This window comes from Rathayibacter tritici (assembly GCF_001641005.1).
Lineage (GTDB): Bacteria > Actinomycetota > Actinomycetes > Actinomycetales > Microbacteriaceae > Rathayibacter > Rathayibacter tritici.
Genome location: NZ_CP015515.1, coordinates 542,513 through 560,833 on the forward strand (window position 1 = coordinate 542,513; position 18,321 = coordinate 560,833).

The following is an 18,321-nucleotide window of genomic DNA, read 5'->3' on the forward strand; positions in this document are numbered from 1 at the left end:
CCATAGGTGTAACCGTACGGCTACATACCATAATGTAACCCATCGGGTACTGCTTGCAGTGTAACCGAGCGCACCCATGTAGCGATGCCACTGAAAGGTTACAGCGTTCACGGGACGAGTGCCGCGTGCAAGGTCTGATGTCGTCCGTGACCGCGAGCCGGACAGCCCGCGCTCCCCGGAACATCCCGGCAATGCGCCCCGCACTAGAGTCGTGTCATGGGTGACCTTTTCGACGGATACGGGTCCCAGAAGGTCGCGCGGCCCGTCTCGGGTGCCGCCCCCTGGGACGAGATGTTCGCCGACGTGGCGTCTGCAGGAGGCCCCGACGGGGTCCGCGGCGCCTACCGCGACATCTACTCCTCGCTCGCGCGGATGACCCAGGAGGAGCTGCGCGGCCGCACCGACGCGCTCGCCTCCTCCTACCTCGCGCAGGGTGTCACCTTCGACTTCGCGGGGGAGGAGCGTCCGTTCCCCCTCGACGCCGTGCCGCGGGTGATCGAGCGCGCGGAGTGGAACGAGGTGCAGAGCGGCATCACGCAGCGAGTCCGCGCCCTCGAGGCCTTCCTCGCCGACGTCTACGGCCCGCAGAACGCGGTCGCCGACGGAGTGATCCCGGCGGGCCTGATCTCCAGCTCTCACCACTTCCACCGTCAGGCGGCGGGCATCGTCCCGGCCAACGGCGTGCGGATCCAGGTGTCCGGCATCGACCTGATCCGCGACGAGCAGGGCGGCTGGCGCGTCCTCGAGGACAACGTGCGGGTGCCTTCCGGCGTCTCCTACGTGATCTCGAACCGCCGGATGATGGCGCAGACCCTGCCCGAGCTGTTCGTCTCGATGCGCGTGCGCCCGGTCGGCGACTACCCGAACAAGCTGCTGCAGGCCCTGCGCGCTTCGGCCCCGGAGGGAGTCGATGACCCGACAGTCGTCGTGCTCACCCCGGGCGTCTACAACTCCGCCTACTTCGAGCACACCCTGCTCGCCCGCCTGATGGGCGTCGAGCTGGTCGAGGGCCGTGACCTGTTCTGCACCGGCGGCAAGGTGTTCATGCGCACCACCTCCGGCCCCACCCGGGTGGACGTGATCTACCGCCGCGTGGACGACGAGTTCCTCGATCCGCTGCAGTTCCGCGCCGACTCGATGCTCGGTTCCCCCGGCCTGATGCTCGCCGCCCGGCTCGGGACCGTCACCATCGCCAACGCTGTCGGCAACGGCGTGGCCGACGACAAGCTCGTCTACACCTACCTGCCCGACCTCATCCGCTACTACCTCTCGGAGGAGCCGGTGATCAAGAACGTCGACACCTGGCGGCTGGAGGACCCGGGCGCGCTCGAGGAGGTGCTCGACCGCCTGGACGAGCTCGTCGTGAAGCCGGTCGACGGCTCCGGCGGGAAGGGGCTGGTCGTGGGGCCGGCCGCGTCCGCGAAGGAGCTGGCCGAGCTGCGCTCGCGCCTCCAGGCCGACCCGCGCGGCTGGATCGCCCAGCCGGTCGTGCAGCTCTCCACCATCCCCACCCTCGTCGACGACGGGATGCGTCCCCGCCACGCCGACCTGCGGCCCTTCGCCGTGAATGACGGCACCGACGTCTGGGTGCTGCCCGGCGGTCTCACCCGCGTCGCGCTCCCGGAGGGGCAGCTCGTCGTCAACTCGTCGCAGGGCGGCGGATCGAAGGACACCTGGGTGGTCGGTCTGGAGGATCCGCGCACCGCCGAGCCCGAGGCACGCGACATCCAGGCGCTCGTCGCCGAGCAGGCCGCGGTCACCAGCTCCATCCCGATCGTCTACCCGCTCAACCACACCCCCGACCACTCGCCGCAGGACGCGCCGACCAACGACCAGGACCAGCAGCAGCAGCAGCAGACTCTCGCGGCAGGGGAGGACGACTGATGCTCTCCCGGATCGCCGAGTCGCTGTTCTGGATCGGCCGCTACATCGAGCGCTCCGACGGCACCGCCCGCATCCTCGACGTCCACCTCCAGCTCCTCCTCGAGGATCCGTGGATCGACGAGGACACGGCCTGTCGCTCGCTCCTGTCGGTGATGGGCTCGACCCCGCCCGACGATATGCGCGACATCACCCGCGCCGACGTGCTGAGCATCCTCGCGATCGACCGCGCAAACCCCGCTTCGATCGCCTACTCGCTCGGCGCCGCCCGCGAGAACGCCCGCCGCGCCCGCGAAATCGTCTCGACCGAGCTCTGGGAGTGCCTGAACACCACGCGCACCCGGATGCCGCGCCGCGTGTCGGGCGAGCGCGTCTCGGAGTTCTTCAGCTGGGTACGCGAGCGCTCCGCCCTCGCCGTCGGCATCATCGAGTCGGCGACCTCGCGCGACGAGGCCTGGCAGTTCTTCACCCTCGGCCGCTCGATCGAGCGCGCCGACATGACCGCCCGGCTCCTCGCCACCCGGTCGCTCACCGAGGCGAGCGGCCCCTCCTGGACCACGATCCTTCGCTCCTGCGGCGCCTACGAGGCCTACCTGCGCACCTACCGTGGCGTGCCGAGCGCGCGGAACGCGGCCGAGTTCCTCCTCCTGGACCGGCTCTTCCCGCGCTCGATCCTCTTCTCGGTCTCGCGGGCGGAGGCGTGCATGCGCGACATCGAGCCGCGCACCGGCCGCATCGGCCACTCGGGAGATGCGCAGCGCGTCCTCGGGCGGATCCGCAGCGAGCTGGAGTTCCGGCCGATCACCGACATCCTCGTGGACCTGCCGCGCCATATGGACAGCGTGCAGGAGGCGACGTCGGCCGCGTCCGAGGCGATTCGCCAGCGGTACTTCCCCACCAACGTCATGCCGAGCTGGATCGGGGAGGCATTGTGAGCAGGCTGCGCATCAGACACACCACGGGCTTCACCTACGCGGGAGATGTGGTCGCGTCGTACAACGAGGCGCGGATGCTGCCCGCCTCCTCCGACGGGCAGCTGGTGCTGTTCTCGAACCTCGACATCCGGCCGGTGACCTCGGTGCACGCCTACACCGACTACTGGGGCACCCGCGTCTCGTCGTTCGACGTGCTCGACGCCCATCGTGAGCTCTCGCTGACGGCGACCTCGCTCGTCGAGATCCGGCCGAAGCCTCATCCCGACCACCCCACCGGCTGGGAGCAGCTGTCCGAGCAGGTCGAGACGCGCACGGAGTACGTCGAGCAGTCGAAGCAGACCCACCGCACCGCGCCCGCGGAGGATCTCGCGGCACTCGCCCGGTCGCTCGCCGACGACGCCTCCGGCCCCTGCGAGGCCGCGCTCTCGATCGCCGAGACGATCGGTCGGGCGATGACGTACCGGCAGGGCGTTACCGGCGTGCACTCCACGGCGTCGGAGTCGTGGACCGCACGCGAGGGCGTCTGCCAAGACATCACCCACATCGTCCTCGGGGCGCTGCGCTCGGTGGGTATCCCGGCGCGCTACGTGTCGGGCTACCTCCACCCCAAGCCGCACGCCGAGATCGGCGAAACCGTGGTGGGGGAGTCGCACGCCTGGGTGGAGTGGTTCTGCGGAGGCGCGTGGCGCGGCTACGATCCGACCAATCTGATGGACATCGGCGATCGCCACGTCATCGTGGGCCGGGGCCGCGACTACAACGACATCGCGCCCTTGCGCGGGGTCTTCGCGGGTCCGCGCTCGTCGAAGCTCTTCGTCCGCGTCGAGATCACGCGCGAGGCGTGAGGGGTGAGAGGATCATCGCTCGTAGACCTGGCGGCGGTGGCCGAGCGTGATGACCACGACGAGGAGCACGCCATCGTCGACGGTGTAAAGGATTCTGTAGTCGCCAACGCGGACCCGGAGTCCGGGCCGTCCTCGCAGGGCCGTGGCGCCGGGCGGTCGGGGATCCTCACCGAGAAGTGCGATGACGCCCTGAATCCGCTTCCGGTCCCGCTGGTCGATCCCCCGAAGAGCCTTGACGGCCGCGGGCCGCAGATTGATGCGGTAGCTGCTCATTCCCAGCCGAGATCGACCTTGGCCTGAGCCCAGGGGATGTCGTCGCCCTCCTCGGCCATCGCGGCGTCGAAGGCCTGGACGTCCTCGACCTCCTCGAGGGCGTCCATCATCCGCTCGTACTGCTCGGGACTGACGATGACAGCCTCCGCTCGCCCGCGGCGTTCGACGATGACGGCCTCGGTGTGGGACCGCTCGACGAGGTCGGAGAAGTTCGCGCGCGCATCCGTGACGGAGATCGTGACCATGCGGTGAGTGTACGTTGCTCGCGATTTTCTGTACAGTTCGGCGCGCTCTCACGCGCGGGGGCTCAGGAGCGGGCGGGCCCCGGTACCTGAGCCGGGCTCGACGTCGGCCGCCGCGAACCGGGCGGCATGGCGCAGGCGGAGGTGGAAGCCGACCCCGATCGCGGCCGCCGCGATCCCGGAGGCGGCGCCCACCAGCATCGCCTGGCGCGGCCCGTAGGCGTCCGTCACCCAACCGATCAGCGGCGCACCGACCGGCGTCCCGCCCACGAAGATCGCGAGGTACAACGCCATCACCCGGCCGCGCATCTCCGGCGCTGTCGAGAGCTGCACGTAACCGTTGGCGGAGGTCATCAGCGTCTGCGACGCGATCCCGACGAAGGGGAGCAAAATCGCGAACGCCCAGACGGTCGGCATCAGTCCGGCCAGCGCGAGCGCGAGGCCGAATGCGGCCGAGGCGCCGACGATAAGGCGGAGCCGCGGGCGGTCCCGCCGAGCCGAGAGCAGCGCCCCCAGCACCGAGCCGACGGCGATCGCGGAGGAGAGTAGGCCGAACTCGCTCGCCCCCAGGTCGAACTCGACGGTCGCCATCGTCGAGGCGAAGATCGGGAAGTTGAGGCCGAACGTGCCGATCAGGAACACGATCGCCAGCACCACCAGGATGTCCGGCCGCCTCGAGACGTAGCGGAACCCTTCCAGCAGTGCGCCCGGCTCGCGGGTCGCGCGCGGGGCGCTGCGCAACTGATCGCGGTGCAGTGCCCGGAGCGAGAGCAGCACGGCGAGGAAGCTCGCCGCGTTGAGCAGGAACACCCAGCCGGAACCGATCGCGGCGATGAGCACGCCCGCGAGAGCCGGCCCGATCATCCGGGCCGAATTGAACGAGGCCGAGTTCAGCGAGACGGCGTTGGTGAGATCGTGCTCCTCCACCAGTGCCGAGACGAAGGTCTGGCGCACGGGTGCGTCGATCGCGGCGGCGAAGCCCAGCAGCAGAGCGAAGAGGTACACCATCCAGAGCTGGACGACGCCTGTCACGACGATCAGGCCCAGCCCGAGCCCGAGCGCCCCCATCGCGCCCTGGGTGGCCATCAGCAGCGTGCGACGGTCGAAGCGGTCGGCGATGAAGCCGGAGAAGGGGACCATTACCAGCTGCGGCCCGAACTGCAGCGCCATCGTCACGCCGAGCTCCGTCGCATCGTGATCGGTGAGGTCGTTGATCACGATCCAGTCCTGAGCGGTGCGCTGCATCCAGGTGCCGACATTCGAGACCATCGCGCCGGCGAACCAGATCCGGTAGTTCGGCACCGCGAGGGAGCGGAACATCGCGCTCACCGGTCGGCGACCGCGCGCGCCGCCGCCGCAGAGTACAGCAGGCTCCGATCCTTGAGCTCGTGCTGACCCTGCTCGGGGAGTCGTCGCCGGAGCCGCCCGGTCGCCGCCCGCAGCTCGTCTGCGAGGGTCGTCGGAGTGCGGTCGTTCCGCGGAGTCCCGATTGAAGGCACATAGCTAGGCTAACAAACTAATACCCCTCATGTGGGGGTCCGCGCGCTCCGCACCGCTCCGATGCTCGCGGCCACCACGAGTGCGATCCCGACCACTTCGACCGCGCTGAGCCGCTGCCCGAGCACGAGGAAGCCCGACAGCGCGGCGGCCCCGGGCGCCAGCGACATCAGGATCGAGAATGTGGAGGAGCGCAGCCGCCGCAGCGCCAGCAGCTCGAGCGCGTAGGGGACGGCAGAGGAGAGCACCGCCACGGCGAGCCCGAGCAGCAGCACCGGCGGCAGCACGAGGGCGGGCCCGGCGGACGCGATGCCGACCGGCAGCGAGACGACTGCTCCGACCGCGAGCGCCAGTGCGAGCCCGTCGAGCCCCTGGAACCGCCCGCCGGTGCGCCCCGCGAACACGATGTACGCCGCCCAGAGCACCGCCGCGCCGAGCGCGAAGCCGACACCAACCGGATCCAGCGCCGAGAAGCCGCCCTGCGAGAGCGTCACCACGCCGGCCAGCGCGAGCACAGCCCAGACGAGGCTCGCGAGGCTCCTCCCGGCGATCACCGAGAGCGTCAGCGGCCCCAGCACCTCGAGGGTCACCGCCGCGCCCTGCGGGATCCGAGCGATCGCCTCGTAGTAGCAGGCGTTCATCCCGCCGAGGGCGAGTCCGTACGCGGCGACCGTCGCCCAGTCGCTGCGGCTGTGGCCGCGCAGCCGCGGACGGCAGACCAGGAGCAGCACGACGGCCGAGAACACCAGCCGCAACGTCACGGTGCCGAGCGGCCCCGCGGCGGGGAAGAGCAGTACGGCGAAGGAGGCGCCGAGCTGCACACTCGCGACCGACCCGAGCACGAGGCCGATCGAGCCCGCGCTCGCCGGAGGGCGCTCCGGCCCGGCCACTGCGCTCAGCTGGAGCGCCGCTGGGTCTGCACGGGCGGAACGTTGTAGCCGAGCAGTCCGATGCCGGTCTCGTCCCAGCGCAGCGTGGTCAGCGACACGTTGTCGACCACGGGGAAGGTGTGCCGATAGGTCTCGGGGTTGATGCCGAGGTAGGCGCAGAGGAGCAAGCGGAGCAGCGTGCCGTGCGCGACGACGAGTACGCGGCCGTCGGGGTGCTCGCTGTGGATCCGGGCGAGCGAGGTGTTGGCGCGGGCAACGGCGTCCAGGCCCGACTCGCCTCCGGGCATCGGTTGGATCGCCGGGGCGGCGACCCACGCGTGGTACTCGTCCGGGAAGCGCTTCTCCATCTCGTCGGTCGTCAGCCCCTCACCGCGGCCGAAGTCGACCTCGACCAGCGCCGGGTCGGGCTGGAGCTCGAGGTGGGCGGCGCGCGCGGCCGGCACGGCGGTGCGCACGGCCCGGACGAGGGTGGAGGAGTACACCGCCTCGAGGTCGGCGTCGACGGCCCAGGCCGCCAGAGTCGCGGCCTGGTCCTGACCCCGGGGGGTCAGTGCGATGTCGGAGGAGCCCGCGAAGCGGTTCTCGGAGTGCCAGACAGTCTCTCCGTGCCGGGCGAGGATCAAGGTCGTCACCCCCCGAGCCTAGCGACCGCGACGACGCAGGCGCTTAGGCGGCCGGCACCGTGTAGTGCGCGTCGACCATCACCGGGAGGTGGTCCGAAACGCCCTGGGGCAGCGTCGAGACACGCTCGATCCGCACGGAGTCGCTGATGGCGAAGTCGAAGTGCCCGCTGAAGTAGCGGTAGCGCGCATAGGTGGGGGAGTCGCTGCGCGAGACCAGGTAGCCGTTGCGGGTCATCCGGCGGTCGAGTCTGCGGAAGAACCACGGGTAGTTGTAATCGCCGACCATGAGCGATGGGGTGTCCGGTGCATACTCCCGCAGCCGATTCAGTGCCTCGTCGATCTGCTTGCGGCGCAGGGCGTTGCCGGCCGACAGCGGAGCGGCGTGGAACGAGGAGACCGCGATCGAGCCGCCGTCGCGGTCGTCGAGGCGGACGGCCAGCAAGCGCTCGTGAGCCGGTGACATCACCCGGTCGTGCATGGACTTGCTGAGCTCGAACGCAGCGCTTGCCGAGAGCTCGAAGCGATCCTGCGAGTAGTAGACAGCCAGGCCCAGACGGTTGCGGGCGGTGACCGAGGCGAGTCGGAGCGCGCCTACCTCCTGCGGCAGCTTTGTCGTGTCGCACTCCTGCAGGCAGAGGACGTCGATGTCATGGCGGGCGGCGAGAGGAGCGATCTCCGCGTGCGCTCGGTGCTCCCGGAGGTTGTAGGAGATCACGCGGAGGGCGCGTTCGGTCGGCTGCATTTCGCCAGTGTAGGGCGCGGCGACACACCGCCGGTCGACCCTCGGGCGAACACGGAGGGACCTGCTCGGAACGCAGTCGGATCGTTCGCCGACCGGCCGAGAAGGTCCCGGCCGTGGACGAATCAGCGCTGCTCGGTACCCGAAGCGTCGGTCTCGGCGTCGGTCCCGTGGACGCCGTCGGTGGGCCCCCAGTCCGGCAGCGGCGGGTTCTGCTCCTCGCCGTCGGCGCCGACGCCGTCGGCCAGAGGAGAGGAGGCGCCGCCGATCTCGTCAAGACCGGCGGAGGTGCCGGTCTCGGTCGCGGGGTCGGGCGTGCGCGCGTCGTCGGTCGCGTCGGACGGGGTGGGCTCGATGTCGTAGTCGGAGCTGCTCATGGTCCGACGCTACGACTCCGACGCCGCCGGGGGCACCCCCTTGCGCTCGCGCCGACGACGAAGGCCCCCCGCACCGGATCGGTGCGAGGGGCCCTCGAAGGCGGGGACTCAGCGCCCGTAGGCGGAGGCGGCGGGGCAGTCGAACGGGTCGCCGCCGGCCGAGAGGCCGACCTTGTTGAGGTAGCGCACAACGATCGCGTACGACTCCATCAGCGAGGTCTCGGTGTACGGGATCTGGTGGGTGGCGCAGTACTCCTTGGCGATGACCTGCGCGCGGCGCAACGCCGGGCGTGGCATGTTCGGGAAGAGGTGGTGCTCGACCTGGTAGTTGAGGCCGCCCATGTACAGGTCGGTCAACCAGGTGCTGCGGATGCTGCGCGAGGTGAGGACCTGGCGGCGCAGGAAGTCGACGCGCGCCTCCTTCGGCAGCAGCGGCATGCCCTTGTGATTCGGCGCGAAGGAGGCGCCCATGTACAGGCCGAAGACGCCCAGCTGCACGCCGACGAAGGCGAACGCCATGCCGAGCGGGAGCGCCCAGAAGACGACGGCGAGGTAGAGGCCGACGCGGGTGACGAGCATCGAGATCTCGACCCATCGCTTGTCGACCTTGCCCTTGCCGAACACGGTACGGAAGCCGTGCAGGTGCAGGTTGAGGCCCTCGAGCAGCAGCAGCGGGAAGAACGCGTAGCCCTGGCGGCGGGTGAGCCAGGCGTAGAGGCCGCGCGAGCGCGCAGCGTCCTCGGCAGTGAACGAGACGACGTCGCGCTCGATGTCCGGGTCCTTGCCCAGAACGTTCGGATTCGCGTGGTGACGGCTGTGCTTGGTCATCCACCAGGAGTAGCTGATGCCGACGACGAGGTTGGCGAGGGTGCGTCCTGCGACGTCGTTGGCCTTGCCGGACTCGAACACCTGGCGGTGCGAGGCCTCATGGGCGAGGAAGGCGAACTGCGTGAGCACAATGCCCAGGGCAGCGGCGAGCACAAGCTGGAACCAGGAGTCGCCCAGGAGGACGAAGCCGGTGACGATACCGCCGAGCGCGAGGACGAGCGCGCCGAACATCGTGTAGTAGAACCCGGTGCGACGACGCAGGAGCCCCGCGTCGCGGACCGTGCTGAGGAGGCCGGAGTACTCGGTCGTCGGGTTGACGCGACCGTCGGCGCGGGGTCGGGTCCGCACGACGCGGGGGGCGCCTGCGGGGACGGACGTGGTGGTGGGGGTGCTCATCAGCGCCTCGCTCTTCGTGGTGACCGTCGGCGGCGACAGTCTCTTGGCGAGCGATCCCGACGGGGGCGGTCCGCTCATGGTTCACCGCGTCGGTAGTGGCCGGACGCGGCATGTGGGCGGCCGGGGTCACGGGCAACCTACTGTGAACACTACGGGGACGCGGGCACCACCGCACCAGGGCGATTGCCAGTCTCGCGCCCGGATGTGGCGCAATGGGGGCGCGCGCCTCCGACGGAACGAGCAGTCGGAGGCGCGCGGGCGTCAGGAGCTGATCGAGTCCTGCGGGCGGCCGGACTTCAGCGCGGCGAGGCGCGCCTCCACCTCGGTCATTTCCCCGAGGTCCTCCAGCGACTCGAACTGCGCGTCCAGGCTCGAGGAGGCGAGCTCCTCCGCGCCGCGCACGCGCGCCTCCTCGCGGCGGATTTTCTGCTCGAAACGGCTCACCTCGCTCGTCGGGTCCATCAGGTCGATGCTCTTCACGGCGTCCTGCACCTGGCTCTGCGCTTCGACGGTCTTCGCGCGGGCGATCAGCTCGTCGCGCTTGCTGGAAAGCTGCTGCAGCTTCTCGCGCATCTGGTTCAGGCCCGACTTGAGCTTGTCGACGACCTCGGTCTGCGAGCGGATGGTCGGCTCGGCGTCCTTCGCCTCCTTCTCGGACTGGATCTGGCGCTGCAGCGCGACCTTGGCCAGCGCGTCGAACCTGTCGGCGTCGCCCGCGTTTCCGGAGGTGCGCAGCTCGTCCGCCTTGCGACTCGCGGCGAGCGCCTTGCTCCCCCACTCCTGGGCGTTCTGCTCGTCTTCGCGGTAGTCGTCCTCGAGCAGGCGCAGGTTGCCGATCGTGGTCGCGATCGCGGACTCCGCGTCGCGGATGCTGTCGGTGTAGTCGCGGACCATCTGGTCGAGCATCTTCTGCGGGTCCTCGGCCTGGTCGAGGAGCGCATTGATGTTGGCCTTCGCGAGCTGCGCGATGCGGCCGAAGATCGACTGTCTCTGAGCCATGATGTCTCTCCTTGTGTCGTAGGTGGTGCCGGGGTGGTGAGCCGTGGTGCGGCGGGAGGATCAGAAGCGTCCGCCGCCGCCGCCGCGACGTCCGCCTCCGCTGCGTCCCCCGCCGAACCCGCCGCCGCCGGAGCGCTGGGACGAGCCGCCCCCGCCGAAGCCGCCGAGCCCGCCCCCGCCGAAGCCGCCCGAGCGGTAGCCGCCGCTGCGTCCCCCACTCAGCAGCGACTCGACCAGGATCCCGCCGAGGAAGGCGCCCGCCGTGCCGTGGCCGTACGGGCTGCCGACGGCATTCGGGGCGGAGTAGCTGCCCGCGTCGGTGCGCGCCCGCTCCAGCGCCTGCTGGGCGAGGGAGGAGGCGCGCTGGGCCGAAGCGAGGGCCTCGCGCGGGTCGATGGTCGCCATCCGCTCGGCGTACTCGGCGGAGCGGGCGGCTTCGGCGATGCGGGTGCGGGCCTCGGAGCCGACGGCCCCGCGCCGGGCGGCGATGAAGTCCTCGGCGGCCGAGACGCGACTGCGGGCGGCGGTGAACTCGGCGCCGAGGGCGGCCCGCTCGCGTTCGCGCTGGGCCTGGGCGTCGCGGAACCCGCCGACGGCCGCGTCGATGGTCGCGTCGGCCGCGGCGAGTGCCTCGAGGAGGGCGAGCGGGTCGTGCGGCTGAGAACCGGCCGCGCGCTCGACCCCGTCGAGGGCGGCCTCGGTCGAGGCGACGGCGGTGGCGACGTTCTGAGCCTGGGCGGCGGACTCCGGAGCGTCGGACGCGGCGAGTGCGCGACCCTGCGCCACGTCGGCGCGGATCTCGGCGAGGCGGCCGGCGAGCGACGCCTCCGCCCGCTGCAGGTCGGCCCGGCGGGCGGCCACGGCATCGGCGAGCCCCGAGGCCTGCTCGGCGGCCTGCTGCCCGGCGCGTAGCAGTACGGCGGCGCGGCCGGAGTCGCCGGCCTGCATCGCCTGCTGGGCGGCGGCGAGCTGGTCACGGGCGAAGCGGAGCCGGTCCTCGGCCTGGTCGGCGTCGTCGCTCACGTCCTCGACCGCGGTCGGCGCGTAGCGGACGGAGAGGTCGGCGATCAGGGCGCGGGTCGAGGGGAGGCGGTCGCCGACCTCGGTGGCGCGGGCCGCGAGTGCGGCGGCGACCTGCGGGGCGTTCTTCTCGAGGTCGCGCAACTCGTCGAAGGCGCTCGCGCGCTCGTCGAGGGTCTGCTCGGCGTCGGCGCAGAGCTGGAGGATGCGCTGGTAGCCGTCGCGGCGCTCCTGATCCGTCTCCGGCTCCGCGTCGTCGAGCCGCTGCTGCAGGGTGAAGGCCTCGCCGAGCAGGCGCTTCGCGGTGACCAGCGCCTCGCGGAACGCGCCGGTCGCGTCGGCGCCGAACTGCGCCTCCGCGAAGCCGACCTCCTGCTCGCTGGTGCGGACGGCGTCGTCGGTGTGGACGAGGGCCGACCCCGCGCGGGTGGCGAGCTCGTCTATCGAGGCCTCCACCGCCTCCTGGGCCCGGCGACGCCGCGCGCGACGGACGAGGAACAGCACCACGAGTCCGATCACGACCAGGGCAGCGAGCACCCCGAGCGCGATCAGCAGTCCCGAGCCGAGGGATTCGCCGGTGGTGGGCGCGTCCAGGCGCTGCCCGATGCCGTCGGCGGCCGCCACCGCGGCTCCTGCCCAGTCGCCCGCGGCGAGCCTGGGTTCGATGTCGTCGGTCTGGAGCGAGGAGACCTGCTCCTCGTCGAGGGCGAAGCCCTGCGCCACCGACACCTGGTACTGACGGGCGTCGACCGCGACGGCCAGCAGGACGTCGTCGGTGCCCAGCCCGTTGCGCGTTGCGGTCTCATCGGCCCAAGCAGTGCGGTCGGAGGGATCGGTGAAGGTGTCGACGAAGGCGACGAAGAGCTGCACGCGGTGCTGATTGTTGAGGGCGCTCGAGGCCCGCTCGATCTCGGTCGTCTCAGCGGGGCTCAGCACGCCGGCCGAGTCGAGCACAGGGGAGGAGGAGAACGCGACGGGCGACTCGGCCACCGCCGCGGTCGTCGGGACCAGCGCAAGGGTCGCGGCGACCAGGAGGGCCACGAGCGCCGGCAGTCGCAGGGAACTCACGGGGTGGTGGGGTCTCGCCGGCATCGCGCACACTCCTTCGTCGTCGCCTCCCGAGTGTAGACAGCCCCGGTGTCCGAGGTGGGTCGGGAGGCGGCGGGCCGTCGACCGCGTGCCTCGTGTGGGGTATGGGAGAACGCCGAGAGGAGGAATGGCCGCGCGCCGCTCGCGGTTGACGCTCGGAGTGCGCCGCAAGGTGCGCGTGCCTCCCCCTCAGGGATGCTCCTGAGACAGCTGCCTAGAAAGGCGATCCCGTGGATCCGTTCTCCCCCCTCACCGCCGGCGACCTCGATCTCGCCAACCGCATCGTCCTGGCTCCGATGACGCGCTTGCGCTCCGACGAGCAGGGGGTGCCCGGCGCGATCGTCGCCGAGTACTACGCCCAGCGCGCCAGCATGGGCCTGCTGATCAGCGAGGGCGTCTTCCCCAGCGCCGAGTCGAAGGGCTACGCCGGGCAGCCGGGCATCGAGACGGACGCGCAAGCGGCCGGTTGGCGTGCGGTCGCCGACGCCGTGCACGCCGCGGATGGACGGATCGTCATGCAGCTGATGAACGCGGGCCGGGTCTCGCACATCGAGATCACCGGGACCGAGCGGATCGTCGCCCCGAGCGCCGTCGCCATCGACGGCGAGGTGCACACCCCCTCCGGCAAGAAGCCGTTCCCGGTGCCGCACGCGCTGAGCACCGAGGAGTTGGCGATCGTGCGGGACGAGTTCGTCGCGGCCGCCCGTCGCGCGATCGACGCGGGCTTCGACGGGGTCGAGGTGCACGGCGCCAACGGCTACCTGCTGCACGAGTTCCTTTCGCCCGTCTCGAACGTGCGCACCGATCAGTACGGCGGGACCCCGGCCGAGCGTGCCGCGTTCGTGCTCGAGGTCACCCGCGCCATTGCCGACGAGGTCGGCGCCGGACGCGTCGGCATCCGCCTGTCGCCGGCCCACAACATCCAGGACGTCGTCGAGACCGACGCCGACGACGTGCGCGCCACCTACGAGGCTGTGGTCGACGGGCTCGCTCCGCTCGGGCTCGCCTACCTCAGCGTGCTGCACGCCGAGCCGACCGGCGAGCTGGTCCAGAGCCTTCGCTCCCGCTTCGACGGCGTCTTCATCGCCAACAGCGGCTTCGGCTCGCCGACCAGCCGCGAGGAGGCGACCGAGCTGATCACCGACGGCCACGCGGACGCCGTCGCCGTTGGCCGCTCAGCGATCGCGAATCCCGACCTCGTGGAGCGCTGGCAGGGCGGTCACCCCGAGAACGAGGTCGTCCAGGAGACGGTCTACGGCGGCGGAGCCGAGGGCTACACGGACTACGAGCGCCTCTCGGCGTAGTCGGTGCACGTTCCGTCCTCACCAGACAGCCGGAAGGCCCGTTCCCTCGACGGGGAGCGGGCCTTCCGTGTTCCGCTGCGGCCCGTTGGCTGCTAAGGCGCTCTTCCTCGATCTGGGCGGACTACCGTCGGACGCGGGCGACGCCGGACCCCTAGCGCCGAGAGATCAGGGGTGTCACAAACGTCGCGCCCTGAATAACGGAGACCTTGCCGGTGCCAGAGTCCGCCCCTGCGATGCGGATACCGCGGGCCACGCGCTCGGGTACGACACCTCGCCACCAGTCAGCAGGTCTGCTCTTATGCCACGAGCAGGACGGGTGCAGTCGCCCACCCCGCTGCCGAATGCCAATCAGGCGCCGAAGCGCGCCAGATGCGGTTTCCTCATTTTCTCCTGCTAAGTTCGTGTCGAACATTTAGCCCAGGGGTCGAGGAACGTGAGCGGCATGCCTCACGCGGCGTTCTGCTCTACTTGCCGGGGCGGTTATTAGTTTACCGTGGAAGTGAGAAAATTTTGTCGATCGAAAATACTCAGGTAACTGATCCAAGCGCTGTCTACTATCCAGTTACGGCGCAGAAGATGGTCCGAGGAGAAGGCGTTTACCTCTTCGATGACGAGGGTAACGCGTTCCTCGATTGTGCGTCGGCGACCTTCAACCTGAGTCTCGGGTACTCCCACCCGGCCGTCGTCAAGGCGATTAAGGATCAGGCTGATCAACTTATCCACGTCACGAGCAGCTTCCAAACAGATCAAATTAATCATCTCTCGCGGCGCCTCGCTGACCTTGCTCCCGCGTCCATTACTCGTACGCACCTTAAAGTTGCCGGTGGATCGGAAGCAAACGAGGGCGCAATCAAGATGGCTCAGCGGGCAACGGGAAAACGAGACGTTATTACGCTCTTTCGAGCGCACGTCGGTCAGACGATGATGATGACGAGCATGTCAGGCAACGCTTTCCGCCGGGAGCCATTTCAGACGCTTTTTCATAACTCGCTTCAGGTCCCCGATCCGTACTGTCACCGGTGCTTCTATGGGCAGCAAAAAGCCAGCTGCGGCTCGCTATGTACCGAGCGCCTGTACGACTTCATGGAGTATGCCAGCAGTGGAAGCGTAGCGGCGTTCATGGTCGAGCCAATTTCCGGGAACGGCGGCAACATAGTCCCGCCTGATGGCTACTTCCAAAAGTTGCGTAAATTCTGCGACGATACTGGCGTCAAATTGATTCTCGACGAAATTCAGACAGGCATAGGACGGACGGGCCGCATGTTCGCGGCCGAACATTTTGCCGTTGAGCCTGATGCGATCACGGTCGCAAAAGGTCTAGGCGGCTCCGGCGCGCAAGTCGCGGCCATCCTCGCCAGCGATGACATGGCCGGACTGCCCAGTGATCAGCACTCCTTCACATATGGTTCTAATATCATGGCCGCGGCGGCGGCCATCGCGACCCTCGAGGTGATCGACAATAAGGAATTCCTCGCTAACGTTCGTGCGACGGGTGACCGTATCCTCGGGCGGTTGAACGAAATGAAAAGAAAATATGCGGTGATTAACGATGTGAGAGGCGTCGGTCTGATGATCGGAATCGAAATCGCTGACGTAGACGGAACGCCGAACGTTGACCTAACCAACGATCTTGCTCGAAAGGCGATGGACTTCGGATTGATTATGCGTACTTCACGGTACGGACGCGGCAACGTCCTGAAGATCCGCCCGCCTCTCATCTTGACGATGACCCAAGCAGATGACATCTGCGACCGGTTCGAACGGCTCCTCGCAGCTCATGCCAACTTCTGACGTAGATTTCGAAATCCTCTTCCTTGGAGGTGGCTTTCGAACGACGACGTTCCTCGCCTCGGCCCCCTGGTTGCTCAAGCGACGCATCGGAATTGTTGAGAAGCGTACCCGGGTAGGGGGTGGTGATTTTCACGGCTACGCGATTCAAAGCACTTCTATCGGCTCAAGATTCTTTAAAGATATTGATTTGAAGGCCGATTTTGCTCCCCTCCTCAGCGACGACCTCGTAGGGAAAGTCGCCAACGCTAAAGGGCCAATCGACCTTCGACAGCTGGCTTCAGCCTTGGACAGAGTCGGCGCTGTCCTCACCGGAGCGCTTCCCGCGGAAGCGGTTATGACCGGGTGTGCGGGGCGAGAAATCGTTGTCTGCGGCGGCGCGCCTCGAGTGACGCTGGACACTGGACAAGAGCTGACCTCGCGTCATCTCGTGATCGCAACAGGGCGACATGAGTTGCTCCACCCAGCACTCGAGATGTGGCGCGACAAAACGATCCTCTCCGGACATCTCCTCAACCCGGCTGAAGAGGCGCGCACGCTCGACACCCTTGACATGCATCCTACTAAGCCGATCGTTGTCGCCGGATCGTCGCATTCTGCGATGTCCGCCCTTCGCGTCCTACTGGCCCTTCGAGCGCGGGCTCCCCAAAAGTTTGGAAAGCGAGAGATCTTGGTACTGCAACGGTCGAAAGCTCGCTTGTTTTACTCCTCGCGGGAGGAAGCTCGTATTTACCAGGATTTGAATCGAGAGGTGCCGGTGACGGACGCGGCAGTGTGCAGTGCATCGGGAAATGTCTTTCGGGATACTGGCTTGCGACATGAGTCCAAGGCTATCTTCTTACGTGCGTCTCAGGGGCAGATCTCTCAAGTCTCAATGATGCCCATCAGTTTGCTGCAAGATCAGCGCGATTTGTATGACCGGGCGGCACTCATTGTTCAGGCGCTCGGGTACGTCGGCCGGACTCCTAAAATTATGCACAGCTCCGGTCGGATGGTTCGCGCGCCAGACACGCCTTTCCGTCTCGCCGCAGATCGGCAAGGGCGAGTTCTCATCGATGGCTCTCATCGAAACGACATCACAGCGCTTCGGCTCGATCCGACTCCGCCCGAGTACCAGGACAACGCTCAGTATGGGCAAGAGCTTTACCGAGACCTCTCCACTCGGCTGAGTGAGCATCTGAAAATTCTGCGTCCCACGAGGTGGCCCTCATGAGCACTTCCATACCTGCCTTCGACGCGGTCCTGGCCGGCGTCTTCGAGAGACGGACTCATGTCGCACCAATAGTTGTCGGCATTACCGGGCCAGATACATCCGGCAAGAGTCAGATGGCGAGTCGGATGCAGGCAGTGCTGGCTCAGTCCGGGGTTGCGGCTACTATCGTTCACGTCGATGACTTTCACAACCCGAAAAAAATACGTTACGACGAAAGGCTCACTGAATCAGAAGCGTATCTCGAGAAAAGCATCGACATGGAACGGCTGATTGACGGCCTTCTTCGACCATTACGCGACACGGGGACGCTTAATGCTCAGCTTCAGCACCTTGACCTCGATAGCGATACGTTCTCCATAAAAAAGAATTACGTCGTCGCCGCCGGTGGCGTCATGATAGTCGAGGGAATCTTCTTACTCCGAGAAGATGTGCGGGAATTCATCGATTACATGGTTTTCCTGCACGTCGAGCCCCAGGAAATGCTCGACCGAGCGTATCGCAGGGACGTGCCACATCAAGGACTCAGTGTCCTACGCAAGTATCATGAAAAATACATCCCGGGACAACGGTTCTTTCTACAGCAAAATCGCCCCCAGGACCATGCGGATGTTATCATCGATAATTCTCGGTGGCATTCACCAACTGTCATTCCGGTTGCCCGCACAGTTCAATCGCTTTTGGAGGAAGTCGACGCTCAATGGATCCTCTTTGATCTATGGGAAACATTAGTCCCGCTACCTCAAGCGACGAAGGCGCAAGCATTCTACGCTTTCTGCGAGCATCTCGACGAGGATCCGAGGTTATTACGGACGGCCTGGGACGCAACACGGCAGGCAAGAGAGACGAGGCCTCTCGAGCAATACCTTGACGAGTTATCACAGAACCTAGATAAAAAATGGTCGAGCACTGCTGTTCGCGACGCCTTGGCTGCGCGTCGCGCTATTCATGGTGCAGAATTTTATGCTGCACAGCCGAGAATCACGAGAGAGTTAGGAAAAATCAGCGGATCTGGTCGGCTTCTCGGGTTGGTGTCGAATTGCAGTTCAGATGTTCGCTCGTTACTCGCTGATTCGGGTATTTCCGATTCTTTTGCGGCCATAACACTTTCTTCGGAAGCGGGAAGGATGAAGCCGGCGCCGTCCATTTTTGAGCAGGCAGCTGCCTTGCTTAACGCAACTCCGTCGGAAACAATCTTTGTCGGAGATGGTTCAGACTTCGAACTTGTCGGCGCGCTCACCGCGGGGCTTCACCCTGTCCGCCTGGCGGTGCATGATCGAATTATGTGGCCCGGGACAACCGTGGACACCCTTTCAATATTAGCTGATGCATGTGCGGCAAATCCACGACGAAATGAAAAATTAAGGGAAGGGTAAAGGATGTCA

18 protein-coding genes are annotated in these 18,321 nt (G+C 67.5%); 7 read left to right on the forward strand and 11 right to left on the reverse strand.

Translation table 11 applies throughout. The annotated features are described in order from the left end of the window. The first annotated feature begins 216 nt into the window (after positions 1-216). Genes A6122_RS02500 through A6122_RS02510 form a run of 3 tightly spaced genes read left to right on the forward strand, consistent with a single transcriptional unit; the run spans position 217 to position 3,661 of the window. On the forward strand, positions 217-1,884 hold the full coding sequence (locus A6122_RS02500) for a circularly permuted type 2 ATP-grasp protein (RefSeq protein ID WP_068251228.1): 1,668 nt from the start codon (positions 217-219) through the stop codon (positions 1,882-1,884). After that, positions 1,884-2,816 (forward strand): alpha-E domain-containing protein, encoded by a 933-nt coding sequence (locus A6122_RS02505; protein WP_068251232.1) that lies wholly within the window; start codon positions 1,884-1,886, stop codon positions 2,814-2,816. The genes A6122_RS02500 and A6122_RS02505 overlap by 1 nt, the downstream gene beginning before the upstream one ends. After that, on the forward strand, positions 2,813-3,661 hold the full coding sequence (locus A6122_RS02510) for a transglutaminase family protein (RefSeq protein WP_068251235.1): 849 nt from the start codon (positions 2,813-2,815) through the stop codon (positions 3,659-3,661). The genes A6122_RS02505 and A6122_RS02510 overlap by 4 nt, the downstream gene beginning before the upstream one ends. 12 nt (positions 3,662-3,673) lie before the next feature. Here A6122_RS02510 and A6122_RS02515 read toward each other — a convergent pair whose 3' ends face one another. The 11 genes from A6122_RS02515 to A6122_RS02560 all read right to left on the reverse strand — a co-directional run bounded on the left by A6122_RS02515 (position 3,674) and on the right by A6122_RS02560 (position 12,637). Continuing rightward, positions 3,674-3,934, reverse strand: coding sequence for a type II toxin-antitoxin system RelE family toxin (locus A6122_RS02515; protein WP_068251237.1), 261 nt, complete (start codon positions 3,932-3,934; stop codon positions 3,674-3,676). Next, positions 3,931-4,179, reverse strand: a complete 249-nt coding sequence (locus A6122_RS02520; protein ID WP_068251239.1) for a type II toxin-antitoxin system Phd/YefM family antitoxin — start codon at positions 4,177-4,179, stop codon at positions 3,931-3,933. Before A6122_RS02520 ends, A6122_RS02515 begins: the two co-directional genes overlap by 4 nt. Before the next feature lie 48 nt (positions 4,180-4,227). Next, entirely contained in the window at positions 4,228-5,496 is a 1,269-nt protein-coding gene (locus A6122_RS02525; protein ID WP_068256891.1) for an MFS transporter, read from the reverse strand. 5 nt (positions 5,497-5,501) lie between these two features. After that, the gene (locus A6122_RS16340) at positions 5,502-5,675 is read right to left on the reverse strand and encodes a hypothetical protein (protein ID WP_157593776.1); all 174 of its coding nucleotides are present in this window, start codon (positions 5,673-5,675) and stop codon (positions 5,502-5,504) included. Between the two features lie 27 nt (positions 5,676-5,702). Then, entirely contained in the window at positions 5,703-6,563 is an 861-nt protein-coding gene (locus A6122_RS02530) for an EamA family transporter (RefSeq protein WP_208855042.1), read from the reverse strand. A gap of 5 nt (positions 6,564-6,568) precedes the next feature. Continuing rightward, complete coding sequence (locus tag A6122_RS02535) at positions 6,569-7,195, reverse strand: histidine phosphatase family protein (protein ID WP_068251242.1); 627 nt, start codon at positions 7,193-7,195, stop codon at positions 6,569-6,571. Positions 7,196-7,229: 34 nt separating this feature from the next. Next, the gene (locus tag A6122_RS02540) at positions 7,230-7,928 is read right to left on the reverse strand and encodes an endonuclease/exonuclease/phosphatase family protein (protein ID WP_068251245.1); all 699 of its coding nucleotides are present in this window, start codon (positions 7,926-7,928) and stop codon (positions 7,230-7,232) included. 122 nt (positions 7,929-8,050) lie between these two features. Continuing rightward, positions 8,051-8,302 (reverse strand): hypothetical protein, encoded by a 252-nt coding sequence (locus A6122_RS02545; protein ID WP_068251248.1) that lies wholly within the window; start codon positions 8,300-8,302, stop codon positions 8,051-8,053. A gap of 108 nt (positions 8,303-8,410) precedes the next feature. Further along, the gene (locus A6122_RS02550; RefSeq protein ID WP_068256897.1) at positions 8,411-9,526 is read right to left on the reverse strand and encodes a fatty acid desaturase family protein; all 1,116 of its coding nucleotides are present in this window, start codon (positions 9,524-9,526) and stop codon (positions 8,411-8,413) included. Positions 9,527-9,787: 261 nt separating this feature from the next. Beyond that, entirely contained in the window at positions 9,788-10,525 is a 738-nt protein-coding gene (locus tag A6122_RS02555) for a PspA/IM30 family protein (protein WP_068251256.1), read from the reverse strand. A gap of 60 nt (positions 10,526-10,585) precedes the next feature. Further along, entirely contained in the window at positions 10,586-12,637 is a 2,052-nt protein-coding gene (locus tag A6122_RS02560) for a TPM domain-containing protein (protein ID WP_068251260.1), read from the reverse strand. A gap of 227 nt (positions 12,638-12,864) precedes the next feature. On the opposite strand from A6122_RS02560, the gene A6122_RS02565 reads away from it, so the two are divergent. The 4 genes from A6122_RS02565 (at position 12,865) to A6122_RS15480 (ending at position 18,312) form a co-directional block, all read left to right on the forward strand. Then, positions 12,865-13,938, forward strand: a complete 1,074-nt coding sequence (locus A6122_RS02565; RefSeq protein WP_068251262.1) for an alkene reductase — start codon at positions 12,865-12,867, stop codon at positions 13,936-13,938. A gap of 510 nt (positions 13,939-14,448) precedes the next feature. After that, complete coding sequence (locus A6122_RS02570) at positions 14,449-15,729, forward strand: aspartate aminotransferase family protein (protein ID WP_208855043.1); 1,281 nt, start codon at positions 14,449-14,451, stop codon at positions 15,727-15,729. Continuing rightward, complete coding sequence (locus A6122_RS16345; RefSeq protein ID WP_146077295.1) at positions 15,716-16,939, forward strand: hypothetical protein; 1,224 nt, start codon at positions 15,716-15,718, stop codon at positions 16,937-16,939. Before A6122_RS02570 ends, A6122_RS16345 begins: the two co-directional genes overlap by 14 nt. Beyond that, positions 16,936-18,312 carry an HAD family hydrolase gene (locus A6122_RS15480; RefSeq protein ID WP_084415763.1) on the forward strand — a complete coding sequence of 459 codons (1,377 nt, stop codon included), beginning with the start codon at positions 16,936-16,938 and terminating at the stop codon, positions 18,310-18,312. The genes A6122_RS16345 and A6122_RS15480 overlap by 4 nt, the downstream gene beginning before the upstream one ends. The last annotated feature ends 9 nt before the right edge of the window (positions 18,313-18,321 follow it).